The 25,540-nt window shown below is 50.8% G+C and carries 25 protein-coding genes; 18 read left to right on the top strand and 7 right to left on the bottom strand.

The features are described 5' to 3' along the window. The first annotated feature begins 194 nt into the window (after window positions 1–194). On the top strand, window positions 195–602 hold the full coding sequence (locus AC0IWZ_RS10265; RefSeq protein WP_471677399.1) for an SRPBCC domain-containing protein: 408 nt from the start codon (window positions 195–197) through the stop codon (window positions 600–602). Between the two features lie 55 nt (window positions 603–657). Here the strand turns inward: AC0IWZ_RS10265 and sapF are convergent, their stop codons facing one another. From sapF to pspF, 6 genes are all read right to left on the bottom strand, one after another. Next, complete coding sequence (sapF, locus tag AC0IWZ_RS10260; protein WP_034495623.1) at window positions 658–1,464, bottom strand: putrescine export ABC transporter ATP-binding protein SapF; 807 nt, start codon at window positions 1,462–1,464, stop codon at window positions 658–660. Next, window positions 1,464–2,456: a putrescine export ABC transporter ATP-binding protein SapD gene (gene sapD / locus AC0IWZ_RS10255; protein WP_034495620.1), complete on the bottom strand. Its 993-nt coding sequence runs from the start codon at window positions 2,454–2,456 to the stop codon at window positions 1,464–1,466. Before sapD ends, sapF begins: the two co-directional genes overlap by 1 nt. Further along, complete coding sequence (gene sapC, locus AC0IWZ_RS10250; protein WP_471677400.1) at window positions 2,456–3,346, bottom strand: putrescine export ABC transporter permease SapC; 891 nt, start codon at window positions 3,344–3,346, stop codon at window positions 2,456–2,458. The genes sapD and sapC overlap by 1 nt, the downstream gene beginning before the upstream one ends. Beyond that, on the bottom strand, window positions 3,333–4,298 hold the full coding sequence (gene sapB / locus AC0IWZ_RS10245) for a putrescine export ABC transporter permease SapB (protein ID WP_034495615.1): 966 nt from the start codon (window positions 4,296–4,298) through the stop codon (window positions 3,333–3,335). The genes sapC and sapB overlap by 14 nt, the downstream gene beginning before the upstream one ends. Further along, a complete protein-coding gene (gene sapA / locus AC0IWZ_RS10240) occupies window positions 4,295–5,935 on the bottom strand; it encodes an ABC transporter substrate-binding protein SapA (RefSeq protein ID WP_034495613.1) in 1,641 nt (546 codons plus the stop codon). Before sapA ends, sapB begins: the two co-directional genes overlap by 4 nt. Window positions 5,936–6,112: 177 nt before the next feature. Continuing rightward, window positions 6,113–7,111: a phage shock protein operon transcriptional activator gene (pspF, locus tag AC0IWZ_RS10235; protein ID WP_410372872.1), complete on the bottom strand. Its 999-nt coding sequence runs from the start codon at window positions 7,109–7,111 to the stop codon at window positions 6,113–6,115. Between the two features lie 158 nt (window positions 7,112–7,269). Here pspF and pspA point away from each other — a divergent pair, with 158 nt between their 5' ends. The 15 genes from pspA (at window position 7,270) to AC0IWZ_RS10160 (ending at window position 21,797) form a co-directional block, all read left to right on the top strand. Next, a complete protein-coding gene (pspA, locus tag AC0IWZ_RS10230) occupies window positions 7,270–7,941 on the top strand; it encodes a phage shock protein PspA (protein WP_115628474.1) in 672 nt (223 codons plus the stop codon). 60 nt (window positions 7,942–8,001) lie between these two features. After that, the gene (gene pspB, locus AC0IWZ_RS10225) at window positions 8,002–8,229 is read left to right on the top strand and encodes an envelope stress response membrane protein PspB (protein ID WP_034495605.1); all 228 of its coding nucleotides are present in this window, start codon (window positions 8,002–8,004) and stop codon (window positions 8,227–8,229) included. Next, window positions 8,229–8,588, top strand: a complete 360-nt coding sequence (gene pspC / locus AC0IWZ_RS10220; protein WP_034495602.1) for an envelope stress response membrane protein PspC — start codon at window positions 8,229–8,231, stop codon at window positions 8,586–8,588. The genes pspB and pspC overlap by 1 nt, the downstream gene beginning before the upstream one ends. A gap of 57 nt (window positions 8,589–8,645) precedes the next feature. After that, window positions 8,646–8,909, top strand: a complete 264-nt coding sequence (gene pspD, locus AC0IWZ_RS10215; protein WP_471677401.1) for a phage shock protein PspD — start codon at window positions 8,646–8,648, stop codon at window positions 8,907–8,909. A 190-nt stretch (window positions 8,910–9,099) separates the two neighbouring features. Beyond that, a complete protein-coding gene (locus AC0IWZ_RS10210; protein ID WP_471677402.1) occupies window positions 9,100–10,785 on the top strand; it encodes a sugar phosphorylase in 1,686 nt (561 codons plus the stop codon). 15 nt (window positions 10,786–10,800) lie between these two features. After that, the gene (locus tag AC0IWZ_RS10205) at window positions 10,801–12,093 is read left to right on the top strand and encodes an ABC transporter substrate-binding protein (protein WP_471677403.1); all 1,293 of its coding nucleotides are present in this window, start codon (window positions 10,801–10,803) and stop codon (window positions 12,091–12,093) included. Between the two features lie 18 nt (window positions 12,094–12,111). Further along, window positions 12,112–12,984: a carbohydrate ABC transporter permease gene (locus AC0IWZ_RS10200; RefSeq protein ID WP_471677404.1), complete on the top strand. Its 873-nt coding sequence runs from the start codon at window positions 12,112–12,114 to the stop codon at window positions 12,982–12,984. Continuing rightward, a complete protein-coding gene (locus AC0IWZ_RS10195) occupies window positions 12,981–13,826 on the top strand; it encodes a carbohydrate ABC transporter permease (RefSeq protein ID WP_034495592.1) in 846 nt (281 codons plus the stop codon). The genes AC0IWZ_RS10200 and AC0IWZ_RS10195 overlap by 4 nt, the downstream gene beginning before the upstream one ends. Window positions 13,827–13,858: 32 nt before the next feature. Then, a complete protein-coding gene (locus AC0IWZ_RS10190) occupies window positions 13,859–14,908 on the top strand; it encodes a zinc-dependent alcohol dehydrogenase (RefSeq protein WP_034495589.1) in 1,050 nt (349 codons plus the stop codon). Between the two features lie 18 nt (window positions 14,909–14,926). After that, a complete protein-coding gene (locus AC0IWZ_RS10185; RefSeq protein ID WP_471677405.1) occupies window positions 14,927–15,715 on the top strand; it encodes a sugar phosphate isomerase/epimerase family protein in 789 nt (262 codons plus the stop codon). Window positions 15,716–15,728: 13 nt separating this feature from the next. Beyond that, on the top strand, window positions 15,729–16,769 hold the full coding sequence (locus tag AC0IWZ_RS10180) for a Gfo/Idh/MocA family protein (RefSeq protein ID WP_471677406.1): 1,041 nt from the start codon (window positions 15,729–15,731) through the stop codon (window positions 16,767–16,769). Next, window positions 16,766–19,048 (top strand): glycoside hydrolase family 65 protein, encoded by a 2,283-nt coding sequence (locus AC0IWZ_RS10175; protein ID WP_471677407.1) that lies wholly within the window; start codon window positions 16,766–16,768, stop codon window positions 19,046–19,048. The genes AC0IWZ_RS10180 and AC0IWZ_RS10175 overlap by 4 nt, the downstream gene beginning before the upstream one ends. Further along, window positions 19,045–19,722 carry a beta-phosphoglucomutase gene (gene pgmB, locus AC0IWZ_RS10170; protein ID WP_471677408.1) on the top strand — a complete coding sequence of 226 codons (678 nt, stop codon included), beginning with the start codon at window positions 19,045–19,047 and terminating at the stop codon, window positions 19,720–19,722. The genes AC0IWZ_RS10175 and pgmB overlap by 4 nt, the downstream gene beginning before the upstream one ends. A 15-nt stretch (window positions 19,723–19,737) precedes the next feature. Further along, window positions 19,738–20,817: an ABC transporter ATP-binding protein gene (locus AC0IWZ_RS10165; protein WP_471677409.1), complete on the top strand. Its 1,080-nt coding sequence runs from the start codon at window positions 19,738–19,740 to the stop codon at window positions 20,815–20,817. Between the two features lie 68 nt (window positions 20,818–20,885). Next, entirely contained in the window at window positions 20,886–21,797 is a 912-nt protein-coding gene (locus AC0IWZ_RS10160) for an OmpG family monomeric porin (RefSeq protein ID WP_471677410.1), read from the top strand. Between the two features lie 80 nt (window positions 21,798–21,877). Here AC0IWZ_RS10160 and AC0IWZ_RS10155 read toward each other — a convergent pair whose 3' ends face one another. Then, on the bottom strand, window positions 21,878–22,888 hold the full coding sequence (locus AC0IWZ_RS10155; protein ID WP_471677411.1) for a LacI family DNA-binding transcriptional regulator: 1,011 nt from the start codon (window positions 22,886–22,888) through the stop codon (window positions 21,878–21,880). Between the two features lie 181 nt (window positions 22,889–23,069). Here AC0IWZ_RS10155 and AC0IWZ_RS10150 point away from each other — a divergent pair, with 181 nt between their 5' ends. Continuing rightward, entirely contained in the window at window positions 23,070–24,467 is a 1,398-nt protein-coding gene (locus AC0IWZ_RS10150; protein ID WP_471677412.1) for a YcjX family GTP-binding protein, read from the top strand. After that, complete coding sequence (locus tag AC0IWZ_RS10145) at window positions 24,464–25,528, top strand: TIGR01620 family protein (RefSeq protein WP_471680498.1); 1,065 nt, start codon at window positions 24,464–24,466, stop codon at window positions 25,526–25,528. Before AC0IWZ_RS10150 ends, AC0IWZ_RS10145 begins: the two co-directional genes overlap by 4 nt. Window positions 25,529–25,540: the final 12 nt, after the last annotated feature.

Raw genomic sequence — 25,540 nt, 5'->3', positions numbered from 1 at the left:
GTCACAATTTTTCAACACGAAAGTGAAATTATATCCCACTCAGCGCCTGTTGTGTCACCTTATTTTTCTGGCTCCGGTTAACTGGTTATCACGTCGCCAGAGGTCATTCCTGTTACGTTCACGCCAAAGCAAAATATAAAAGCCGCAGTAAACTTAAACCTCACCCTACAAAACAGAGAAACCGGAGAGTATTGATGAAAATTACTGTTGAAACTCGCGTTAACGCGCCAGTTGAAAAAGTCTGGCAGGCCTACATCAATCCGGAAGATGTTAAGCAATGGAACACCGCTTCATCCGACTGGCACACGCCAACGGCAGCCGCTGATTTCAGAGAAGGCGGGGCGTTTTCATTCCGCATGGAAGCTAAAGACGGCAGCATGGGGTTTGATTTTTCTGGAGTTTATACCCGCATCGTGCCGCTACAACTCATTGAGTACACCTTCGGAGATCGCGAAGCGAAAGTGGAATTTACTCAAACCGCCGATGGCGTAGATGTGCGTCTGGATTTCGACCCGGATCAACAATACCCCGTTGAACACCAGAAGAACGGCTGGCAGGCGATTCTGGATAATTTTGCGCGGTATGTTGAGGCAAAAAGTTGAGATGAGTTTTGTAGGTCGGATAAGCGAAGCGCCATCCGACTTACTTCCCTGATAACTAGCGATCTTTTCGCCATGCATCCGCCGTCAGTGCTTCACCAAAGTGGCTGGTAATCAGGCGTTTGGTTAAATCATGCAGTGGCGAGGCGAGAACATCCGCCGTGCTGCCACGCTCAACGACTTCACCCTGGTGCATCACCATCACCTGGTCGCTGATGTGTTTCATCATCCCGATATGTTGAGTCACGTAAATATAGGCAATGCCCTGTTTTTCCTGAAGTTCAAGCATCAGGTTGATCAGTTGCGAACGCATCGACATATCGAGTGAAGCCAGCGCTTCATCGGCAATAATCACTTTCGGGCGCAGAATTAACGCACGCGCCAGACCCAGACGCTGTTTTTGACCAGGCGCGAGCATGTGCGGGTAATAACTGGCATGATCGGGCAGCAAACCGACCATGCGTAGCGTTTCGATAATCTGCTTATTTCGCGCTTCCGGCTCCAGGTCTGTATTCAGTCGCAGCGGGAAATCGAGGATCTGCGAAATACGCTGGCGCGGATTAAGCGACGTGCTTGGGTCCTGGAAAATCATGCGAATATGCTGGCTACGGTAGGTATAGTCGCCGTAATGCAGTAAATGGTCGTCGATCACCATCTCGCCGGTCGTGGGTTCAATCATCCCTGCGAGCATTTTCGCCAGCGTTGATTTGCCTGAGCCGTTCTCACCAATAATCGCCAGCGTCTGTTTTTCTCGCAGGGTGAAACTCAGCGGTTTAACGGCGTCAACATGCTGACGATGGAACAGCCCCGTACGGTAACGAAACGTTTTACTTAAATTACGGACTTCGAGCAGCGTTTCGACCATTACTGACTCTCCATATTCAGCGGGAAGTGGCAGGCATAAAGATGGTTTTTTGCCCCCATCAGACGTGGCGTTTCGATGCATTCACGTTGTGCGTAAGGGCAGCGCGGCCCGAGCCGGCAACCCATCGGTAAATGCTCCAGTAAAGGGATCGCGCCCGTCATGGTATTCAGTCGGCTTTTGGGCGGCATCGGGCTACCAAAGTCCGGGATGGCGCGGATTAGCGCCTGGGTATACGGGTGGTGCGGCGTGGCAATAAGATCTTCGCTTGTGGCACTCTCCACCGTTTGCCCGCAGTACATCACGTTAATTTTATCGGCCCACTGGCTCAACATCTGCAAGTCGTGGCTGATCAATAAAATCGTGGTGTTGTTGTACTGGTTCAGACGGGTCAGCAATTTGAAAATTTGGAGTTGAGTCGTCGGTTCCATGGCGTTTGTCGGCTCATCGGCAATCAACAAACGTGGCTGATTCGCCAGCGCAATGGCAATCATCACTTTCTGGCATTCGCCGTCGGTCAGTTCGTACGGATAACTGCGCATCGCATCTTTGTGATCTTTAATCCCGACACGGTGAAGCAGCTCTATCGCCCGGCGTTTACGCCAGCCAAACCGTTTCCACCAGCGGCCTTTATACGTCCAGCCGGGAATATTCTGCGTAAGTTGGCGGCCCACTCGCTCTGAAGGATCCAGACACGATTGCGGCTCCTGGAAAATCATCGAAACGTTATGGCCGACCAGGCGTCGACGCTCGCGGCCACTCAAGCGTAGCAGGTCGATGTCGTCAAACCGCATACGGTCGGCGGTGACGCGCCAGTTATCTTTGGTGACACCGCAAATGGCTTTGGCAATCAGGCTTTTTCCTGAACCAGACTCGCCGACTAAACCGCGGATTTCCCCTTCGTTCAGGGTCATACTGACGCGGTCTACCGCTTTAACCCAACCTTCGGATGTCATAAATTCGATGGTCAGATTTCGAATATCAAGTAATGGCATTATTGCACCCCCGCATTGATTGCGCGGCGTAAACCATCGCCCAGCAGGTTGACCAGCAGCACACTGATCATGATAGCCACTCCTGGCAGCATAACCGTCCACGGAGCGACATAAATCAGCTCCAGCGCGTCACCCAACATGGAACCCCATTCCGGGGACGGGAGCTGTGCGCCTAAATCCAGGAAACCTAAGGCCGCAATATCAAGAATCGCCATCGACAGCGCGCGGGTAATTTCAGTCACCAGAATCGCGGCGGTATTGGGCATCACGGCAAACCAAAGAATATTTAACGTCGATGCGCCATCCAGACGGGCGGCAACCACATAATCCTTTTCCAGTTCGTCATGCACCGCGCTGTAAACCGAGCGCACCATGCGGGGCAAAAGTGCCAGCCACACCGCAAACATAGCGTGAACCAGGTGCGGACCGACAAACGCGACCACGATAATCGCCAGCAACAGGGAAGGGATCGACAGCAGCGTGTCGAGAATATGGTTCAGCACCGCAGAACGTAAGCCATGTGTTGAACCCGCAAAAACGCCGAGAATAATCCCGAACACGGCCGCAGCCATTGTCACCACAAACGCACCACCAACGGTAGGAGCGGCGCCATTTAATAAGCGGCTTAAAACGTCGCGGCCCAGATCATCGGTGCCGAGGAAAAACGACACATCGCCATAGCGTGACCAGGAAGGCGGTAACAATTGATAGCCGAGGAATTGCTGGTCGATGCCATACGGCGCAAAGACGCCACCAAATACACATAACAGCACCAAAGCCCCGCAACCATACAGGCCAATCATTGCCGTGGTGTCGCCGTAAAACTTGCGCCATGTCAGGCGTAGCGTGCTCGGCGGTCGCTTCTCGCGATAGACGCTATCGTAAGGCATACCATTCCTTATGTGTCAGTGGGTTTGCCATAGCACCCAAAATATCGGAGATAACGTTCACAATAATCACCAACGAACCGATGACCATGACCCCTGCGGAAATGGCCGTATAGTCCTGTTGGCGAATAGCGTTGATAAGCCAGCGTCCAAGACCCGGCCAGCTGAACACCACTTCGGTGATCATTGCCAGTGTCAGCATGGTTGAAAATTGCAGGCCGAGGCGTGGAATGACCGGCGGCAGGGCGTTGTGCAAGACATGACGATGCAAAATCGTCAGGCGTGACAAACCCCGCGTTGCCGCTGCTTTTATATAGTTTTGGTCAAACACTTCAATGGTGCTCAGACGCATCAAACGCACCACTTCGGTGGTCGGGGCGACAGCCAGTGCGACCACGGGCAAGATCATGTGGCGAATGGCGCTCATGATCATCTCTTCGCGGTAAGGCGAGTCAGACAGCCAGGCATCAACCAGGGCAAAACCTGTCTCAGACTTCACTTCATAGAGCAAATCAAAACGCCCGGAAACCGGTAGCCAACCTAACGTTAACGAGAAGAACATCGTCAGCAGGAGCGCAAACCAGAACACCGGAATCGAGAAGCCTAACAGAGCGAGGGCGCTGATCAGTTTATCCTGCCATTTATTGCGCATGATTCCGGCCAACATTCCTACCGGAATACCCACCAGTAGCGCGAGGCCAAACGCCAGCAGGCAAAGTTCCATAGTGGCCGGGAAGACCATGCGTAACTGTTCGTTTATCGACTGGCCGTTAATGCTGGACACGCCGAAATCCCAGTGCAGGATACTTTCAAACCAGAACACCCAGGCGTTCCACAGCGATGCACCCTGCAGCGGAGCGTGGGGAGTAAAGTAGTTGAGGCTAAAACCAATAAAGGTCAGAAAAAACAGCGTAACCAGCAGCAATAGCAGGCGGCGCAAGGTGTAAATAATCATGGTTTTTTCACCTCAACATTCTCACGGGAAACCCCCGCAAACGATGCGTTACCAAACGGACTCAGCACCAGGCCTTTAATGTCATAGCGGTAGGCTTGCAAACGCAGCGATGACGCCAGTGGCAGCACGGGCAATTCTGCTGCCAGAATATCCTGCGCTTCGCGATAAGCCTCAATGCGTGACGCCAGTTGCTGAGAGGCCAGTGCCTTCTGTAGCACTTGATCAAACTTAGGATCACACCAGCGAGCATAGTTGGTCTGGGAACGAATGGCGGCGCAGCTCAGCATCGGGCGGAAGAAACTGTCCGGATCGTTACTGTCTGTTGCCCAACCGGCGAGCGTCAAATCATGGTTCATGTCCATCAAACGCGCTTCCTGGAAGCGACCTTCGACCGGCACAATAATCACCTTCACCCCAATCTGCGCCATATCAGCCTGAATCAACTCTGCCGTTTTTAGCGGGCTTGGGTTCCACGCCTGAGAGCTGGTCGGCACCCAGAGGCGTAATTCCAGGTTATTCAGACCGAGAGCTTTGAGTTGCTGGCGGGCTTTTTCTGGATTGTATTCGGTAATTTTAGAATCACTGTCATACGCCCAGGAAGCGCGGGGCAAAATAGAAGCGGCTGTTTCGGCTGTCCCGTAATAAATCGACTGCATCAGACGTTGGTTATTGATAGCCAGCGCCAGCGCATGGCGCACTGCCGGGTTATTTAGCGGGGCTTTATTAGTGTTAAACGCCAGATACGCGATGTTCATCCCTGGGCGCAAAGTCAGCCGTAGACGCGGGTCATCACGCAAAATCGTTAACTGACTGGCCGCAGGATACGCCAAGACATCACATTCCCCCGTCAGCAATTTAGACAATCTGCCCGTCCCGCCTGACCCCAGGTCCAGAACGACCTGCGGCATTAATGGCACGCCGCGCCAGAATTTCTGGTGGCGAGCCAGGCGAATGTACTGCCCGGCACGATACTCGCTAATCTGGAATGGCCCGGTACCTACTGGCTGACGGTCCATCAACTCCTGGCGATCGGCTTTAGTCAGCTGTGCGGCATATTCCGCTGACATGACGGACGCATAGTGCGTTGCCATGTGCCACAGGAATGAGGCGTCAGGTTTTTCGAGACGAAATTCGACAGTGTTATTGTCCAGTTTACGCACACTTTTCACGGAGTCCGGGAACTGGAGACTATCAAAATAGGGATAGTTGCCGCCGTTAACGTTATGCCACGGGTGTTTGCGGTCAAAAACACGTTGGAAGCTGAACACCACATCGTCGGCATTCAATGCGCGTGTGGGTTTAAACCACGGAGTGGTCTGGAATTGCACATTTGAGCGTAAATGGAAGCGGTAAGTGGCACCGTTATCCAGCACTTCCCAGCTTTCAGCCAGTTCAGGCACCAGGCGATAGGTGTAGGGATCAACATCCAGTAAGCGGTCATACAACTGTGCGGCGAGGGTGTCGACAATCAAGCCGCCGCTGGCCATTTGCGGATTAAAGGTATTGACCTGGCCGCTGACACAATAAACAAATCCGCTGCTACGGATATCTGCTGGCTTTTCAACAGGTGGGGCAGCAAATGCCGCGCCACTCAGGCAGCTAACCGCCAGTAACAGGGAGGATACAATTCCGCGCATAAGTTTTTGAGTTTTCTCGGGTGATAGCCAAAGTGTATCGCACTCTGGAGGGCTTCCCAAAATATGTCAGGCTATTTTGCTTTTTTTATCAACAATGCCGGCAAAAAAAGCAGGGGAATGCTGTTTTTTGCGGCGTTTACCGCATTTGCCCAACTCTGAAGTTAACGCAAAGGACGTTTATTCGGCCTGAACTATCTGATGTTTTTTAAGCAATGCGCGCAATTGATGGTACGTCAACCCAAGCAATTCAGCCGCTTTACGCTGGTTATATTTCGCCTGTTTCAGGCTTTGTTCTACCAGGATTTTTTCTTGTTCGTTTTGCCAGGCACGAAGGTCCATCGGCAGACTCAGGGGTAATTCTCCCTGTTGTTGCTTTAATGGCGCAGGTTTTCGGGCAAACGGGTCGAGAATCACTTCATCTACCGGCTCGTCACTGGAACCATGGCGATAAACCGAACGCTCCACCACGTTTTTTAACTCACGGATATTTCCCGGCCAGGCGTAATCCAGCAGGGTTAACTGCGCCTCTTCGGTAAAGCCCGGGAAGAAGGGAAGGCCAAGTTCGCGGCACATGGTGATCGCAAAATGCTCCGCCATTAACATGATATCCGGCTGGCGCTCGCGTAGCGGCGGCAGTTTCACGACATCAAAAGCCAGGCGGTCGAGGAGATCAGCACGGAATTTGCCTTCTTCAGCCAGTTGGGGCAGATCGGCGTTTGTCGCACACACCAGGCGCACATTGACCTGCAAAGGCTGGCTGCCGCCCACACGCTCAAGCTCGCCATATTCCACCACACGCAGCAGCTTTTCCTGCACCATCATCGGTGCGGTGGCGAGTTCATCAAGGAAAAGCGTTCCGCCGTCAGCCCGCTCAAAGCGGCCTGGATGGCGTTTTTGCGCCCCGGTAAACGCCCCGGCTTCATGACCGAAAAGTTCTGAATCAAGCAGGTTATCGTTAAGTGCCGCACAGTTCAGGGAGATAAACGGCCCTTGCCAACGACGTGAAAGAAAATGCAAACGGTTAGCAATCAATTCCTTGCCAGTGCCGCGCTCACCAATCACCAACACGGGTTTCTCAAGTGGTGCCAGCCGCGAGACTTGTTCCAGCACTTCAAGAAAGCTGTTCGCTTCGCCAATCAGGTTATCTTTACTATCTGCCATGATTAAATTAACCAATAGTTAGTGAATATCACCACTATAAACGTTATGCGTAATGAGTCAAATTTAATCATTTCGTTTAAAATCAACGCAATAGAAAGTTGGCACACCCATTGCAATATTTTTGTCGAGCAAGGTGCCGGGCACCTGAAATAATGACTAAAGAGGATTGAATTATGGGTATTTTTTCTCGTTTTGCCGACATCGTGAATGCCAACATCAACTCACTGCTTGAGAAAGCAGAAGATCCACAGAAGTTGGTGCGCCTGATGATTCAGGAAATGGAAGACACTCTGGTTGAAGTGCGTTCCACCTCGGCTCGTGCGCTGGCAGAAAAGAAACAGCTTTCTCGTCGTGTAGAGCAAGCGACCGCACAGCAAGCCGAATGGCAGGACAAAGCTGAACTGGCGCTGCGTAAAGATAAAGAAGATCTTGCGCGTGCGGCACTGATCGAAAAACAAAAAATGACTGACATGATTGCCACCCTGGAAGATGAAATGGCGCATGTCGATGAAACCCTGGCGCGCATGAAAAAAGAAATTGGTGAGCTTGAGAATAAACTCAGCGAAACCCGCGCGCGCCAGCAGGCACTGACCCTGCGTCACCAGGCTGCTTCGTCTTCACGTGATGTTCGTCGCCAGCTTGATAGCGGCAAAATCGACGAAGCGATGGCGCGTTTTGAATCGTTTGAACGTCGCATCGACCAGATGGAATCAGAAGCGGAAAGCCACGGCTTTGGCAAGCAAAAAAGCCTCGACACAGAGTTTGCTGAACTGAAAGCAGATGATGAAATCAGCGAACAACTGGCTGCACTGAAAGCTAAAATGAACAACCAGGATCGTGGGTAATTAATTACACGGCGGCATGGGTATCATGCTGCCGTTGCCTGACTTGTAAAAGGAGTACACATGAGCGCGCTTTTTCTTGCCATTCCATTAACGATTTTTGTGTTGTTCGTCGCCCCGATCTGGCTGTGGTTGCACTACAACAACCGCGCTGCAAATGGTGGGCAGTTATCCCAGGGCGAACAACAGCGTTTGGCACAATTGACTGATGAGGCACGCCGTATGCGTGAACGCATTCAGTCGCTGGAGCAGATTCTTGATGCAGAACATCCGAACTGGAGAGACAAATAATGGTGAATTCAATTTCCGGTCGTAAATTATGGCGCATTCCAGAAAAAGGCATGGTGAAAGGTGTGTGTGCGGGTATTGCGCAATACCTTGATGTGCCAGTAAAACTGGTTCGAATGATTACCGTTTTAGCGATGATTTTTGGCCTGTTTTTCTTTGTTATGGTCGCCTACATCGCACTGACTTTTATCCTTGATCCCATGCCTGCGGGTGCGGAGCAGGGAACACCACAACCGACCAGCCGTGATTTGCTGGACGAAGTAGATGCCGAATTAGCAGCCGGTGAACAGCGTTTACGCTCCATGGAGCGCTACATCACCTCTGATACCTTCACATTGCGTAGTCGCTTCCGCCAGCTTTAACCTCAGACTGTCTCCCTCTCCTGGGGGAGAGGGTCGGGGTGAGGGCGAACAGATCTCATGCAAATTCTTAACCGTTACACCGGAGATAACATGTCCAAATTCCAGACGGCTGCGAACAAAGCGAAGCCAGGCCTGAAAATCGTTGGCAAATTAGTGTTGCTGACGGCGCTACGTTATGGCCCTGCAAGCGTCGCGGGTTGGGCAGTTAAATCGGTAGCGCGTCGCCCGCTGAAAATGCTGCTGGCACTGATTCTTGAACCCATGATGGCAAAAGTTTTGCGCAAAGTTTCAGCGCGTTACAACAGCCCATCAGTGAAGTAACACTCCATACCAGCCTGTTCCGCTCGTTTTTGAGCGGAACATTCCCATCTCTCTCTTTCCATTCTCCGCCGTTTCATTTTAATTTGCGTTACCTCACAAATATTAATCTTCATTTCCCACTGCGTTGACAGAAAAATAAACCGGGAGTAGTCTCGCTTCTCGTGGTACCGCTCCCATGAGAAAACTAAAAATGCAGAAAATTAAAGAATTGCTGTCATCAATTTATGACAACACGTTAAATAAATCAGTTACAGATACTTTTATTTCACGGGTAGAGCAGGGCAAGCATGTCAGGATGAAAACCCGCAAGCAAGGTTGGGACGAAAGTGATGTGGTGCTCATTACCTATGCCGATCAATTTCATCATCTGAATGATAAAACCTTAAAAACATTGGGCGACTTTTATAATCAATGGCTAAGTAAGAGTTTTTCACATATACACCTGCTGCCATTTTATCCATGGTCATCAGATGATGGTTTTTCAGTGATTGATTATCATCAGGTTGACCCTGTATGTGGCGACTGGGACGATATTGCAAAATTAAATAAATCAACAAGGCTCATGTTTGATTTTGTGTGCAATCATATTTCAGCGAAAAGCAGTTGGTTCCAGCAATATCTGGAAGGGAATCCTGAATTTAAGAATTTCTTTATATCAGTGGATCCAGAATCTGACTTGTCAGCCGTAACACGCCCTCGCGCATTGCCACTCTTGTCACCCTTTATTCTGGCAGATGGCACAAAACAACATATCTGGACCACTTTCAGCGACGACCAAATCGACCTCAACTTTGCCAATCCGCAAGTACTGCTGGCAATGGTTGATGTCTTGCTGCATTACCTAAACGCAGGGGCAGATTATATTCGCCTCGATGCGGTGGGATATATGTGGAAAACACCCGGTACCTGTTGTATTCACCTGGAAAAAACACATCAACTCGTTAAACTTTTCCGCGCTATTGTTGATGAAGTCGCACCAGGCACCGTGCTGATTACCGAAACCAACGTTCCGCACAAGGACAATATTTCCTACCTCGGTAACGGTCACGACGAAGCGCATATGGTGTATCAATTCCCGCTGCCGCCGTTGGTTCTGCATGCTATACACAGTGGTTCTGCGAGGGTGTTAAGCCAATGGGCTGCGTCTTTAGAAACCGCAGAAAACAACAATACCACCTGGTTTAACTTCCTTGCTTCTCACGACGGTATCGGCCTCAATCCGTTACGCGGAATTCTGCCTGAAGAAGATATTCTGCACCTGGTCAACGAACTGCAGGAGCAAGGCGCATTAGTTAACTGGAAGAATAATCCGGATGGTACACGTAGTCCGTATGAAGTTAATGTGACGTATATGGATGCGTTAAATCGACGAGATAGCAGTGACGAAGATCGTCTGGCCAGATTTATCCTGGCACATGCTATTTTGCTGGCATTCCCCGGCGTCCCGGCAATATACATTCAAAGTATTCTTGGTTCACGTAACGATTATGCAGGTGTTGAACGCCAGGGCTACAACCGGGCTATAAATCGCCAGAAATATGAACTGCATGAAATTGAAAACCAATTATCAGGTGAAAACGAATTGCGTGAGCAGGTCTATAAAAAATTATCGCACCTGATTAATGTTCGCAAAAAACAGGCGGCATTTCATCCTGGCAGCTCTTTTAATACGCAATGTATTAATGACAATTTGCTTGTGATTAAACGGCATTCAAATAAAGGTGATAACGTCCTGGCCTTATTTAATTTAAGCCATGTGTCGCAGCCCTTCATGCTACCGGACAATAATTTCGAAGACTTAATCACCGGGCTAAAAATTAACGGAAAGCAATCTTACAACATGCAACCTTATCAGGTGTTATGGCTTAGTTATTAATATAAGGAAATAACCATGAAAACGTCTAAAACGGTGCTGTTGTCAGCACTAATAGCCGCTGCTTTGCTCTCAGGATGTAAACAAGATGATCCTCAACAGGTCACGATAGAATTTATGCATTCGTCGGTTGAGCAGGAACGCCAGGCCGTTATCAGCAAATTGATCGAGCGTTTCAGCCAGGAAAACCCACAAATCATCGTCAAGCAAGTTCCGGTTGAAGAAGACGCTTACAACACCAAGGTCATCACGCTTGCGCGCTCCGGGGCGTTACCGGAAGTGATTGAAGTGAGCCATGATTACGCCAAAGTCATGGATAAAGAACAGCTTATTGACAGGGACGCGGTGAAAATGGTCATCGCAGGTGTCGGGGAAAACAGTTTCTATGACGGTGTGCTGCGCGTGGTACGCACCGAAGATGCCGCGGCGTTTACTGGCGTGCCAATTAGCGCGTGGTTAGGTGGTGTCTGGTATCGCAAATCTGCCCTGGCGAAAGCGGGAATCGCGGAGCCAAAAAACTGGACCGAATTGCTTAATGCCGCACGCAGCATGACCAACACGGCGAATAAAAAATATGGCATTGCGCTACCTACCGCTGAAAGCGTGATGACCGAACAAACCTTCTCACAGTTTGCGCTCTCCAACGGGGCGAACGTCTTTGATGCTGCGGGGAAAGTCACGGTTAACTCCCCGGAAATGCTCGCATCACTCAATTACTACCGGGATCTGGCGCAATACACCATGCCGGGTTCCAACGATGTCATGGAAATTAAAGATGCCTTTATGAATGGCACCGCGCCTATGGCCGTCTACTCCACCTACATCCTGCCTGCGTTCTATAAAGACGGCTCGCCGCAGGATTTGGGCTTTGTCGTGCCAACGGAAAAATCACCCGCGGTGTACGGCATGCTCACTTCTCTGACCATCACTTCAGGCCAAAGCAAAGAAGAGACGGAAGCGGCCGAGAAATTCGTCTCCTTCATGGAAAAAGCACAGAACTCTGCCGATTGGGTATTGATGTCACCGGGTGCGGCGCTGCCTGTCACCAAAGCGGTGGTCGAAACCGATAGCTACAAAAATAACGAGGTGATCAAAGCCTTTGGTTCCCTCCCGTATGAGTTGATTGCGCAGTTCGCTAACGTGCAGGTCTTTGGTTCGGTGGGTGAGAAGAACTTTACCCGCATGGGGGATATCACCGGTTCGGCCATTTTAAGTGAGATGGTGAACCAGGTGACGGTGGGCGAGCAGGCCACGGCGCAAGCGTTGGATAAAAGCCAGCAGCGCATCGTTGAATTAATGAAACAACACTGATCCACAGGATAAGTCATTATGAAGAAGTGGTTTTCTGGCCGCTCTGACATGCCATTCGCCATGATGCTTCTCGCACCCAGCTTGCTGTTGCTGGGTGGCCTGGTCGCCTGGCCGATGCTGTCGAACATCGAAATAAGCTTTCTGCGTTTACCGTTGAATCCGAACATTAATGCCCGGTTTATCGGATTAGAAAACTACATCAATATCCTGACGGATTCCGCTTTCTGGCACTCGTTATGGACCACGTTCTGGTACACCGCACTGGTGGTGCTCGGCAGCACCGGTCTGGGACTTGGCGTGGCGCTGTTTTTCAACCGTGAATTTCGTCTGCGCAAAACGGCGCGTTCGCTGGTGATTCTTTCCTACGTCACACCGTCTATTTCGTTGGTGTTCGCCTGGAAATATATGTTCAACAGCGGCTACGGCATTGTGAACTACCTCGGTGTGGACATGCTTCACCTGTTTAACGAAGCGCCACTGTGGTTCGATAACCCCGGTAGCAGTTTCTTCCTGGTGGTGCTGTTCGCCATCTGGCGCTACTTCCCGTATGCCTTTATCTCATTTCTTGCCATTTTGCAGACTATCGACAAATCGCTGTATGAAGCAGCAGAAATGGACGGTGCTAACGGCTGGCAGAAATTCAAAATCGTTACGCTGCCCGCGATTATGCCGGTGCTGGCAACCGTGGTCACGCTGCGCACCATCTGGATGTTCTATATGTTCGCCGATGTCTGGTTGTTAACCACCAAAGTAAACATTCTGGGCGTCTATCTCTACAAAACGGCCTTTGCCTTTAATGACTTAGGTAAGGCGGCTGCAATTTCTGTGGTGTTGTTCGTCATCATCTTCGCCGTCATCTTGCTGACCAGAAAACGGGTAAATCTTAAATGACTGCTAATAACCGCAAACTGCTCGGGCGTGTAGGCTTTTACATCGGGCTGGCTCTGTTCCTGCTGGTCACACTGTTCCCGTTCTTTGTCATGTTGATGACGTCGTTCAAAAGCTCGCAGGAAGCGATTTCCCTGCATCCGACTATCTTCCCGCAGGCGTGGACGCTGCAGCATTACATCGACATTTTTAATCCGCTCATTTTCCCGTTTTTGACCTATTTCAAAAACAGTCTGGTGGTTTCGTTAACGTCCTCCGCCATTGCGGTGCTGATTGGCATTCTTGGTGCGTATGCACTTTCCAAACTGCGCTTTAAAGGGCGCATGACCATCAATGCCAGTTTCTATGCGGTGTATATGTTTTCGGGAATTTTGCTGGTGGTGCCGCTATTTAAAATCATCACCGCCCTGGGAATTTATGACACCGAACTGGCGTTGATCATCACCATGGTGACGCAAACGCTGCCGACTGCCGTGTTTATGTTGAAAAGTTACTTCGACACCATCCCGGACGAAATTGAAGAAGCGGCAATGATGGACGGCTTAAACCGCCTGCAAATCATCTTTTACATCACGGTGCCGTTGGCGATATCCGGCCTGGTTTCCGTATTTGTCTACTGCTTTATGGTGGCGTGGAACGACTATCTGTTTGCCTCTATTTTCCTCTCCAGTTCTGAAAACTTCACATTGCCAGTTGGCCTGAGCACGCTGTTCAGTACGCCTGATTATGTGTGGGGAAGAATGATGGCCGCCTCATTAGTGACCGCATTACCGGTGGTGGTGATGTATGCGTTATCGGAACGGTTTATCAAAAGCGGCCTGACTGCAGGCGGCGTAAAAGGTTAACCACCCAATAATTTAAATATCGGAGTTGAGCAATGAAGAAGTTAATCGCAAGCGCACCGCGCGTAGCCCAGTTAGTCGAGTATGAAGATCGCCCGGTACAGGCGCATGAAGTCAAAATTAAAGTCGCGTTTGGCGCACCAAAACACGGCACCGAAGTAGTGGATTTCCGCGGCGCCAGCCCGTTCATTGATGAGGAATTCAACAGCGAGTGGAACCTGTTTGTCCCACGTGCTGAAGGGGCGGCTCGCGGCATAGAATTTGGTAAATTTCAGCTCGGCAATATGGTGGTGGGTGAGGTCATAGAACGTGGTTCTGATGTCACCGACTACCAAATCGGCGACCAGGTTTGTACTTATGGCCCATTGCAGGAAACGGTCATTGCGAATGCTGTAAACAACTATAAATTGCGCAAAATGCCTGCCGGTTCGAGCTGGAAAAATGCCGTGTGCTACGACCCGGCACAGTTCGCCATGAGCGGCGTGCGTGACGGTAATGTGCGCGTAGGGGATTTTGTCGTGGTGGTGGGCCTCGGCGCCATTGGTCAGATTGCTGTCCAGTTGGCGAAGAAAGCGGGTGCATCGGTGGTGATTGGTGTTGATCCTATTGCCCATCGCTGCGAAATCGCCACCCGCCACGGCGCAGATTTCTGCCTGAACCCGATAGGTACCGACGTCGGACTCGAAATCAAGAAAATCACCAACAAGCTTGGCGCTGACGTGATTATCGAAACCAGCGGTAATGACCAGGCGCTGCAAGGTGCTCTGCGCGGCATCGCCTACGGCGGCACCATCTCTTACGTCGCTTTCGCCAAACCTTTCCACGATTTCAACCTCGGACGCGAAGCGCATTTCAACAACGCAAAAATCGTCTTCTCACGCGGAAGTAGCGAGCCAAACCCGGACTATCCGCGCTGGGATCGCAAACGTATCGAAGAAACTTGCTGGGAACTGCTGATGAACGGTTATCTCAATTGCGAAGACCTGATTGACCCGGTCGTCACCTTCCACGACAGCGCGGAAAGCTACATGAAGTACGTCGATCAACACCCTGACCTGAGCATCAAAATGGGCGTTTTATTTTAATTTAAAAGGACTTAAATCATGAAAATCGGTACTCAAAATCAGGCGTTTTTCCCGCCAGATATTCTGGAAAAGTTTAAATATATTAAAGCCATGGGCTTCGACGGCTTTGAAATCGACGGCAAGCTATTGGTGGAAAACGTTCAGGCGGTCAAAGCCGCAATTGCTGAAACCGGTCTACCCGTGACCACGGCTTGTGGCGGCTACGATGGCTGGATTGGCGATTTTATTGAAGAACGTCGCCTTAACGGACTGCAACAGATCGCCCGCATTCTGGAAGCGTTGGCAGAAGTGGGCGGCAAGGGGATTGTGGTTCCTGCGGCGTGGGGCATGTTTACCTATCGTTTGCCGCCGATGAACTCACCGCGCAGTCAGGCGGGTGACCGTAAAGCCGTGAGTGATTCTCTGCGTTATCTGGATGAAGTTGCCGCGCGTACCGGCACAAAGGTGTACCTCGAACCGCTCAACCGTTATCAGGATCATATGATCAATACCCTGGCGGATGCGCGCTCATATATCGAAGAAAACCAACTAAAACATACGCAAATCATCGGCGACTTCTATCACATGAATATTGAAGAAGACGATATCAGCCAGGCGTTCCATAAAAACCGCGATTTGTTGGGCCACGTACATATTGCAGACAATCACCGCTACCAGCCGGGAAGCGGCAGCATTGATTTCAAAAAACACTTCGAACAGCTTCGCGCTGATGGCTATGACGGATACATCGTCTACGAAGGCCGCATTCGTGCGGAAGATCCGGCAGCGGCATATCAGCAATCGCTGCAATTTTTGCGTACCTGCTAAGAGGCAACGTGAGATGAGTCGAAAACTCAGGGTGGCGATTATCGGTGGCGGCCAGGTCGCAGAAACCGTACATGCGTCGTATTACCTGACCCGAAGCGAACTGGAACTGGTGGCTGTCGTCGACAGCAATATCGAGCGAGCGCAGTCCCTGGCAAATCGACTGGGGATTGCACATGCATTCGCAGATGCGGATGAAATGTATCGCCAGTGCCAGCCGGATATCATTAGTGTGTGTACACCAAACCGTTTCCACCATCAGCATGTTATGCAGGCGCTGGAAAACGGCTGCCATGTGATGTGTGAAAAACCACCAGCGATGACACCGGAAGAGGCCGCTGAAATGCGTGATGCCGCGCGTAAAGCCGGGAAAGTGCTGGCTTACGATTTCCACCACCGTTTTGCCAGCGACACGCAGTTTTTACGAGAACAAGTGGTCGCCGGGACGCTGGGTGAAATTTATGTCACCACCGCAAAAGCGCTGCGCCGTTGTGGTGTGCCCGGCTGGGGCGTGTTTACCAACAAAGAGTTGCAGGGCGGCGGGCCGTTAATTGATATCGGCATTCATATGCTTGATGCGGCCATGTACGTGCTGGGATTCCCGGCGGTGAAGCGCGTTTATGCTCATTCATTCCAGAAACTCGGCACGCTCAAACATAGCGGGCAATTTGGCGAGTGGGACCCGAAATCCTACACCGTTGAAGACGCGCTGTTTGCCACTGTTGAGTTCCGCAACGGGGGTATCTTGCGACTGGAAACCTCGTTCGCACTGAATATAGAACCGGTTTCGGTGATGAACGTCGAGTTCTGCGGCGTGAATGCAGGTGCAACGCTGTTCCCGGCACATATCTATCAGGATGAAGCGGGTAAATTAGTGACGTTGTCACAACGTGAAAGTGCAGACACTGAACGCCACTTCAAAAGTATGCGTGCCTTTGTTGATCATGTGCTTGGCGCACCGGTCAGCATCGCTGATGCAGAGCAGGGCTACCTTATTCAGCAACTGGTTGCGGCTATTTATCGCGCGGCAGAATCAGGAGAGAGCATAGAGTTATGAGCACTCTCACAAGGCTTCAGGAGCTGCAATTTAGCCCCCATACGCTGAATAAATTTGCCACTTTAATGACGGCGGGTAACGGCTATCTTGGCCTACGCGCCTGCCATGAAGAAGCGTATACCGATCAGACTCGCGGCATGTATCTGGCGGGCTTTTACCATCGCAGTTCGCCACTTGAAACGACGGAACTGGTGAACTTGCCAGACGTCCTGCAGATGCGCATCGAACTGGATGGTGAAATTTTCACGCTGTTGGCAGGTCAAGTCGTGGAATACCAGCGCGAGCTGGATTTTGCCACCGGAGAGCTGCGCCGCAACGTGCTGTGGCTGGCCCCAAACGGCAAGCGTTATCGAATCGAATGCCAGCGGTTTTTATCTGCCGCGCAGCACTCGCTGGTTTGTTCACGCATCGCCATTACACCGCAGGATAGCGAAGCTACAGTCACAATCAGCACTGGAATCGACGCCACGCAAACCAACTCTGGCCGTCAACACCTGGATGAAACCAGCGTTCGCGTTTTTGAACAGCGTTACTTGCAAGGCTGCTATCGCACGCTCGATGGTAGCAACGAAGTGATTATCAGCAGTTATTGCGCGCTACCATCTGAAAGTCACAGCAGTTTTTATGCGAAAAACCGCCGTCTGACACAGCACTGTAGCGGCCTTGTCGCCCAGGGTGAAGCTTTCAGCCTGGTGAAAACTAGCTGGATTGCCAGCTCGCTTGATGAAAACTATCGCGCTGAAACCTGCGCGGAATTCGCACTGCAAAACCTGATGCAATGCGTTGAGTGCGGGTACGAACAGCTTCTTGCGCAGTCAGCTCAGGTCTGGAATGGTTACTGGCAGCGTAGTCGCGTGAAGCTCGAGAGCGTGAATGAAGAAGATCAAATCGCGCTGGATTTCGCGTTGTACCATCTTTACGCCATGACGCCCGTTCACAACGAGCGCTGTAGCATTGCCGCGAAAGGACTGACGGGTGAGGGCTATAAAGGCCATGTTTTCTGGGATACTGAAGTTTTCCTGCTGCCATTTCATTTAATGACTCAGCCACATATTGCCCGCCAGTTACTGAGTTACCGTTGGCATAACTTGCGTGGTGGGCAGAAAAAAGCACGGGAAAACGGCTGGCAGGGTGCGCTATTCCCGTGGGAAAGCGCGTGGACGGGTGAAGAGGAAACCCCTGAGTTTGCCGCAATTAATATCCGCACGGGTTTGCGCCAGAAGGTTGCTTCCGCGCTGGCGGAACACCATCTTGTCGCTGATATTGCCTGGGCTGTTGATGCGTATTATCAGGTAACTGCCGACGAAGTTTTCATGCGCGAACGCGGAGTGACCCTGCTTCTGGAAACTGCACGATTCTGGATAAGCCGGGCGGTGAATGTGAACGGAAGGCTGGAACTGCACGATGTTATCGGCCCGGATGAATACACCGAGCATGTTGATAACAACGCGTACACCAATTATCTGGCATTCCATAACGTAGAGCGGGCAAGGCACTATGTGCAGCAATTCGGCATTCAGGACTCTGCATTTGTCAGTGCCGCGGATGATTTTCTGGAACGCCTTTGGCTGCCACCTGCCAATGAGCAGAACCTGATTGCTCAAGACGATACCTTCTTTAGTAAACCGACTATCGATCTCACTCGTTACAAACAGCAGCAGGGCACGCAGGCGATTTTGCTCGATTATTCACGCGCTGAAGTCAACGAGATGCAAATCCTCAAACAGGCTGATGTGGTGATGCTCACTTACATGTTGCCGTGGCGTTTTACGGCTGAACAGTTGGAGGCGAATCTTGGGTACTACGAACCAAGGACGATTCACGACTCGTCACTGAGCAAAGCAATTCACGGTGTGATTGCCGCTCGTTGTCACCGAGTCAATCAAGCTTACGAATTCTGGCAGCAGGCGGGCCTTATTGACCTCGGCGACGATCCACATAGCTGTGACGACGGCATTCATGCTGCCGCCACGGGCGCAATCTGGCTGGGCGCGGTACAGGGGTTTGTTGGGTTAACCGTCGAACAGGGCGAACTTCACCTAAACCCACGAATGCCCGCGCAGTGGCAATCTGTCGCGCTGCCGTTTTTCTGGCAAGGAACACAAATTCATCTGATGTTAACTCACCAGCACGTCACAATTTCTGGCGCACAAAATACACCGCTAACGCTTTGGCTGGGTGGAAAGCACGTCTCATTTGTTGGTACACAAACTTTTTTACTGGCTGAGTTTTTTGCGCCCGTTAATGGGAGCGGTACCACAAAAGGGACGAAACAATGAAACCTCTGGCGGTAATCTTTGATTTAGATGGCGTGGTGACCGATACCGCGCATCTGCATTTTTTGGCCTGGCAGCGTATCGCTCATGAGATAGGTATTGCGATTGACGAGCAGATAAACGAGCAGCTTAAAGGCATCAGTCGTATGGGTTCTCTGGAGAGAATCTTGCGTAGCGGCGGGGCAGAACATCGCTATAGCGCGCAGGATAAACATCGCCTGGCGGAGCGCAAAAATGCTTTCTACGTCGCCTCCCTTCAGCAATTGAACCCCGGTTCAGTATTGCCTGGCATTGCGGCATTGCTCGAAGAACTTCATCGGCAGGATGTGCGCGTTGGCCTGGCGTCGGTTTCGTTAAATGCCCCACGCATTCTTGAGGCGCTCGGTTTAGTCGAGCAATTTGATTTCTGTGCTGATGCCAGCCGAATTCAGCGCTCAAAGCCCGATCCCGAAATATTCATCGCCGCCTGTGCGGGGCTGAGTGTTGCACCCGCTAACTGTATCGGTATCGAGGATGCCCAGGCAGGAATCGAGTCGATTAACGCCAGCGGTATGCTTTCGGTAGGAATTGGAGTGCAGCTCTTAAACGCTGATTTATTGCTGCCAGATACCGCGCAACTGAACTGGCCGCTTCTGCAAACATTCTGGCTAACCCAACATAGCGTGAACGCTGTGTGAGAAAAGGAACACGTGATGGCACAACTCTCGTTGCAGCACATTCAGAAAATTTATAATAACCATGTTCATGTGGTGAAAGATTTCACCCTCGAAATCGAAGACAAAGAATTTATCGTCTTTGTGGGCCCCTCTGGCTGCGGAAAATCCACAACTTTACGCATGATTGCCGGGCTTGAGGAGATTAGCGGCGGCGAACTGCTGATTGACGGCGTATGCATGAACGATGTTCCTGCAAAATCGCGCGGTATCGCCATGGTGTTCCAAAACTACGCGCTATACCCGCATATGTCGGTTTACGACAACATGGCATTTGGCCTGAAAATGCAGAAACTGGATGCCAAAATAATTGATGAACGCGTGCAGTGGGCAGCTTCAATTCTGGGGTTGAAAACCTATCTGGATCGCAAACCGGCGGCTCTTTCCGGCGGGCAACGCCAGCGTGTCGCGTTGGGGCGCTCCATTGTGCGCGAAGCGGGCGTGTTCCTGATGGACGAACCGCTGTCGAATCTGGATGCCAGGTTGCGCGTACAAATGCGTGCAGAAATCAGCAAGCTGCATCAAAAACTCAACACCACCATGATTTACGTCACTCATGATCAAACCGAAGCCATGACTATGGCGACGCGTATCGTGATTATGAAAGACGGAATTATTCAGCAGGTCGGGGCGCCTAAAACCGTTTATAACCATCCCGCTAATATGTTTGTTGCCGGTTTTATTGGTTCGCCATCCATGAATTTCATTCGCGGTACGTTGGATAACGGCCATTTTGTTACCGAAACGCTGAAACTGGCGATACCCGAAGATAAATATGCGGCATTAAAGCTCGCGGACTACCAGCATAAACCAGTGATATTGGGGATTCGGCCGGAAGATATTTTGCCATCACCAAAAGAAGAGGGGATTGATGCACATATTACGGTTGCCGAACTCACCGGAGCTGAATTTATGTTATATGCCACAGTGGGCGGGCATGAATTAACGCTACGAGCCAATTCAGATGTTGATTATCGGGCGGCGCAAAATATAAAAATCACCTTTGACATGAATAAAAGTCATTTTTTTGACGCTGAAACCGAATGCACCATTAACTAAATAATTAATACCGTACCCTGCCGGGAAGTTACTCCCGGCTTCATAGTTGTTTTTGACAAGGAAATCAAATGAAAAAAATTATACAATGCGCAGCGCTTATTGCCTGTGCCGGGCCTCTCTATGTTCATTCCGCAGAAGTTGATGCATGGCATTACAATATTGGTGCCATGTACGAAATAGAAAACGTGGAAGGGCAGGCTGACGATAAAGACGGGCTTTATGAGCCATCGGTCTATTTCAATGCCAGCTACGGGGCGTGGACCATCTCGATGACGATGTATCAGGAAGGTTCTGCTGACTATAGTAATTTTACGCGTGGCACTTATTTTAATCGTCCTGAATTAGATATTCGCTATCAGATTGTTGATAATGATGCATGGTCATTGGGTTTCACCGGTGGCCTTCGTAATTATGGTTATCACTTTAAAAATGATGACGGATCTAATAATGGAACAGCTAATACCCAACGTTATAAATTCCAGCCTGACTGGAATGTGAATATCAACAATGACTGGAGCTTTAGCGGTTGGTTAGCCTACTATCGTTTTGATAACGATCTTGACCAAACCGGGTACTCTGATAGCCGCATTGAAACGGAAACTGGATTTACCTGGAAAATCAATGAAACCGTTTCTGTGCGCACTAACTATTATTTGGAACGTGGATTTAACACCGAAAGCGATAAAAATAACGGTGAGTTCTCAACGCAGGAAATCCGCGCTTACCTGCCGATTGCTTTAGGGAATACCACCTTAACGCCTTATACGCGACTGGGGCTGGATCGCTGGACAAACTGGGACTGGTCTGAAGATATTTATCGCGAAGACCACGACTATAACCGCCTGGGTCTGCTCTATGCTTACGATTTCCAGAACGGCCTGTCAATGACGCTGGAATATGCCTACGAGTGGGAAAACCATGACGAAGGTGAGAACGATAAGTTCCATTACGCAGGCATTGGTGTGAATTACGCATTCTGAGTTATATGCAATTCAACTGGCGGGCGCAATCCCGCCAATTGCGCTAGCATGGTAAACCTAATTCACCCGCCTTATTTAGATCAAGCAATAGAGTCTGTCAAAGATATTGTTGTCGGAATGATTGTTCTGCCCGGTGCTGCTTTCCCTGTTATTTTATCAAACAACAAGGCACTGCCTGCGGTACCTAATTCAAGTGTCGGCACTTCGATTCCACCTGGCGGTGGGGAAAGTAAAAAACTGAGCATATCATTGCTATAACCCACAACAGATAATTGCTCGGGTATTTTGATTCCTTTTTCTTGTGCGATACGGTAAATGCTCATTAGCTTCAGGCTATCTGTGGCAAATATGGCTTTCGGGATATTCTCCCCGCTTAATAATTTTTGCGCTGCCTCAAGTGCCGTTTCATTGGTATATCCACCATCGACGATCCATTCATCAGGCAGGTTAATATCTTGCTGACGCAGGCAATCTTTAAAGCCAGCAAGGCGGTCGACCGAAACATGATAATCGAGCGGGGCGTGCAGACAGGCAATATTACGATGCCCTTTATTGAGCAGTGTTTGTGTCAGCGCGATACTGTCGTGGTAATTATCGGTATCGACTGAACATACGTGCTTGAATTCACCGTCGACTTTACCAATGACAACCACCGGAATAGCGTACTGATCTAACTCTTCAAAAAATGATTCATCGGTCGGTGAGCTGAGCATAATTATGCCCTTAATCATTTTCTGTTTGATTTTACTGACGCACTTTTGCAGATCTTCTTTACTATTTTTGGATGTTTGCAAAATGACGTCAAAACCTTCCAGTTCTGCGCGAGCGGTAATTGCGTGCAACACTTCAGAGAAAAAGGGATTTCCCGCCGTGGTTTTGGTTGAGCGCGTGGAGATCACCATAATCGCATCAAAGCCAGAAGACGTTAGCCCTCGGGCTAATTTATTCGGCTGATAATTTAACTCTTCAATCGCTTTTAAAACACGTTCGAGCGCTTCCGGTGAAATATTGGTTTGCTTATTGAGCACGCGCGATACGGTGGATTTGGAAACATTCGCCAAGCGGGCAATATCATAAATGGTGGGCGACATGACTGAACCGGTCCTGTTCTGCGCCAAAAGATAACGCATATTACTGAACACGTAACGGGCTGTCTATTGGCGATGCGTCAGTGTAAATAGGTGTAAAATGATTCTATGTCCTTTGATTTATCACCATTTACCCCCATAACCTTTCTCATTAAAGTCACAGATGGGTGCTGCCAGGACGCATATGAACAGAATCAAGAATGAACTGAATGCCCTGATGAACCGGGGCGTAGACCGGCATTTACGCCTTGCCGTAACGGGTTTAAGCCGCAGTGGTAAGACGGCTTTTATCACCGCGATGGTGAATCAATTATTGAGCGTGCATAACGGTGCACGTTTGCCGTTACTTAACGCAGTGCGCGAAGAGCGTCTGCTGGGCGTCAAGCGTGTGCCGCAGCGCGATTTAGGCATTCAGCGTTTTACCTATGATGAAGGTCTGGCGCAGCTTTATGGCTCCCCGCCGAGTTGGCCGACGCCGACGCGTGGGGTGAGCGAAATGCGCCTGGCGCTTCGTTATCGCTCTAACGATTCGCTGCTGCGTCACTTTAAAGACACCTCAACGTTGTACCTGGAAATTGTTGATTACCCTGGTGAGTGGCTGCTGGACTTGCCGATGCTGGTGCAAAATTACCTCACCTGGTCGCGTCAGATGACCAGTTTACTGACGGGCGATCGCGGCGAGTGGTCAGCACAGTGGCGTACATTGTGTGAAGGGTTAGACCCGCTCGCGCCTGCCGATGAAAACCGACTGGCAGAAATATCTGAAGCCTGGACGGATTACCTGCTGCGTTGCAAGCGTGAAGGTTTGCACTTTATCCAGCCGGGGCGTTTTGTGCTGCCCGGTGATATGGCGGGAGCCCCCGCGCTGCAATTCTTCCCGTGGCCGGTTGTGGACGCCATCGGCGAGTCAAAACTTGCTCAGGCTGATAAAACTACCAACATCGGTATGCTGCGCACGCGCTTTGATTACTACTGCGACAAAGTGGTTAAAGGGTTTTATAAGAACCATTTCCTTAAATTTGACCGCCAGATTGTGCTGGTGGATTGCCTGCAACCGCTCAACAGCGGCCCGCAAGCATTTAACGACATGCGTCTGGCGCTCACGCAACTGATGCAAAGTTTCCATTACGGCCAGCGCACGCTGTTCCGCCGCCTGTTTTCACCGGTTATCGACAAGCTGTTATTTGCCGCCACCAAGGCCGATCATGTCACCGTCGACCAACACGCCAACATGGTCGCGCTGCTTCAACAACTGGTGCAGGACGCCTGGCAAAATGCCGCGTTCGAAGGTATCGACATGGATTGCATGGGCCTTGCTTCGGTGCAGGCGACGCAAAGCGGTCTGGTCGATGTGCGCGGAGAACAAATCCCGGCGTTACGCGGCAATCGTTTAAGTGATGGCGAGCCGTTAACGGTTTATCCCGGCGAAGTGCCTGCGCGTTTACCGGGCAGCGCATTCTGGGAAAAACAGGGTTTTCAGTTTGAACAGTTCCGCCCACAGGTGATGGATGTGGACAGGCCGATGCCGCACATTCGCATGGATGCGGCGCTGGAGTTTTTAATCGGGGATAAATTGCGATGAACGAACCATTAAAACCGCGTATTGATTTTGCACAACCGCTGGATGTGGAAAAAGCAGATACCTACAAAGCGCCGCACGCTTTTAGCGAGCCGGAGGCCGAAAAATTTACGCCTGTGCTCAGTACCTTAGACGACGTTGAAGACAATGGACAGGCGGAAGCCGTCATTGAAGCGGCGTTGCGCCCGAAACGTAGCCTGTGGCGGCGCATGGTGCAGGTTGGTCTGGGGCTGTTTGGGATAAGCGTCGTGGCGCAGGGCATCCAATGGACGCACAACGCTTATGTTACGCAGGACTGGATTGCCCTCGGCGGTGGCATTGCTGGCGGGCTGATTATTGCCGCCGGGGTCGGTTCTGTGGCAACAGAGTGGCGGCGTTTATGGCGCTTGCGCCAGCGTGCAGAAGAACGAGATGAAGCCCGTGAATTAATGCACAGCCACGGCATGGGTAAGGGGAAATCCTTCTGTGAAAAGCTGGCTCGTCAGGCCGGGCTGGATCAGGGTCATCCGGCGTTGCAACGCTGGTACGCCGCGATTCACGAAACACAAAACGACCGCGAAGTGGTGGAGCTGTATGCCCGATTAGTTCAGCCGGTGCTGGATAACCAGGCGCGTCGGGAGATCAGCCGTTCTGCCGCTGAATCCACGCTGATGATTGCCGTCAGCCCATTGGCTATGGTGGATATGGCATTTATTGCCTGGCGAAATTTGCGTCTGATTAACCGTATTGCCACGGTGTATGGCATTGAGTTGGGCTACTACAGCCGGATTCGCCTGTTCCGCCTGGTTTTGCTGAATATAGCCTTTGCCGGGGCCAGCGAACTGGTGCGCGAAGTGGGGATGGACTGGATAGGCCAGGACCTCGCCGCAAGGCTTTCAACACGTGCGGCGCAAGGAATTGGAGCCGGTTTACTGACTGCGCGTTTAGGGATTAAAGCAATGGAACTTTGCCGCCCATTACCGTGGATTGAGAATGATAAACCGCGTTTAGGTGATTTCCGTAAGCAGTTGCTGGTTCAGCTCAAAGAGACAATGAGTAAAAGCAAAACCCGCCCTGTCGAGTAACTCACAAACAGT

The organism is Buttiauxella sp. AC142, assembly GCF_979253435.1.
Note: the sequence above shows the minus strand (reverse complement) of the source record. Positions and strands in the feature narration are given on the sequence as shown.

Bases quoted from the DNA above. Each gene is read 5' to 3' on its own strand.
- AC0IWZ_RS10175 (WP_471677407.1), top strand. From the start codon at position 16,766: ATGAGCACTCTCACAAGGCTTCAGGAGCTGCAATTTAGCCCCCATACG.
- pspB (WP_034495605.1), top strand. From the start codon at position 8,002: ATGAGCGCGCTTTTTCTTGCCATTCCATTAACGATTTTTGTGTTGTTC.
- sapF (WP_034495623.1), bottom strand. From the start codon at position 1,464: ATGGTCGAAACGCTGCTCGAAGTCCGTAATTTAAGTAAAACGTTTCGT.
- AC0IWZ_RS10265 (WP_471677399.1), top strand. From the start codon at position 195: ATGAAAATTACTGTTGAAACTCGCGTTAACGCGCCAGTTGAAAAAGTC.
- pspD (WP_471677401.1), top strand. From the start codon at position 8,646: ATGCAAATTCTTAACCGTTACACCGGAGATAACATGTCCAAATTCCAG.
- AC0IWZ_RS10155 (WP_471677411.1), bottom strand. From the start codon at position 22,888: ATGTCGCCCACCATTTATGATATTGCCCGCTTGGCGAATGTTTCCAAA.
- pgmB (WP_471677408.1), top strand. From the start codon at position 19,045: ATGAAACCTCTGGCGGTAATCTTTGATTTAGATGGCGTGGTGACCGAT.
- AC0IWZ_RS10180 (WP_471677406.1), top strand. From the start codon at position 15,729: ATGAGTCGAAAACTCAGGGTGGCGATTATCGGTGGCGGCCAGGTCGCA.
- sapA (WP_034495613.1), bottom strand. From the start codon at position 5,935: ATGCGCGGAATTGTATCCTCCCTGTTACTGGCGGTTAGCTGCCTGAGT.
- AC0IWZ_RS10205 (WP_471677403.1), top strand. From the start codon at position 10,801: ATGAAAACGTCTAAAACGGTGCTGTTGTCAGCACTAATAGCCGCTGCT.
- AC0IWZ_RS10200 (WP_471677404.1), top strand. From the start codon at position 12,112: ATGAAGAAGTGGTTTTCTGGCCGCTCTGACATGCCATTCGCCATGATG.
- sapC (WP_471677400.1), bottom strand. From the start codon at position 3,346: ATGCCTTACGATAGCGTCTATCGCGAGAAGCGACCGCCGAGCACGCTA.
- AC0IWZ_RS10165 (WP_471677409.1), top strand. From the start codon at position 19,738: ATGGCACAACTCTCGTTGCAGCACATTCAGAAAATTTATAATAACCAT.
- AC0IWZ_RS10160 (WP_471677410.1), top strand. From the start codon at position 20,886: ATGAAAAAAATTATACAATGCGCAGCGCTTATTGCCTGTGCCGGGCCT.
- AC0IWZ_RS10195 (WP_034495592.1), top strand. From the start codon at position 12,981: ATGACTGCTAATAACCGCAAACTGCTCGGGCGTGTAGGCTTTTACATC.
- AC0IWZ_RS10190 (WP_034495589.1), top strand. From the start codon at position 13,859: ATGAAGAAGTTAATCGCAAGCGCACCGCGCGTAGCCCAGTTAGTCGAG.
- sapB (WP_034495615.1), bottom strand. From the start codon at position 4,298: ATGATTATTTACACCTTGCGCCGCCTGCTATTGCTGCTGGTTACGCTG.
- AC0IWZ_RS10210 (WP_471677402.1), top strand. From the start codon at position 9,100: ATGCAGAAAATTAAAGAATTGCTGTCATCAATTTATGACAACACGTTA.
- AC0IWZ_RS10150 (WP_471677412.1), top strand. From the start codon at position 23,070: ATGAACAGAATCAAGAATGAACTGAATGCCCTGATGAACCGGGGCGTA.
- pspA (WP_115628474.1), top strand. From the start codon at position 7,270: ATGGGTATTTTTTCTCGTTTTGCCGACATCGTGAATGCCAACATCAAC.
- AC0IWZ_RS10185 (WP_471677405.1), top strand. From the start codon at position 14,927: ATGAAAATCGGTACTCAAAATCAGGCGTTTTTCCCGCCAGATATTCTG.
- sapD (WP_034495620.1), bottom strand. From the start codon at position 2,456: ATGCCATTACTTGATATTCGAAATCTGACCATCGAATTTATGACATCC.
- pspC (WP_034495602.1), top strand. From the start codon at position 8,229: ATGGTGAATTCAATTTCCGGTCGTAAATTATGGCGCATTCCAGAAAAA.
- AC0IWZ_RS10145 (WP_471680498.1), top strand. From the start codon at position 24,464: ATGAACGAACCATTAAAACCGCGTATTGATTTTGCACAACCGCTGGAT.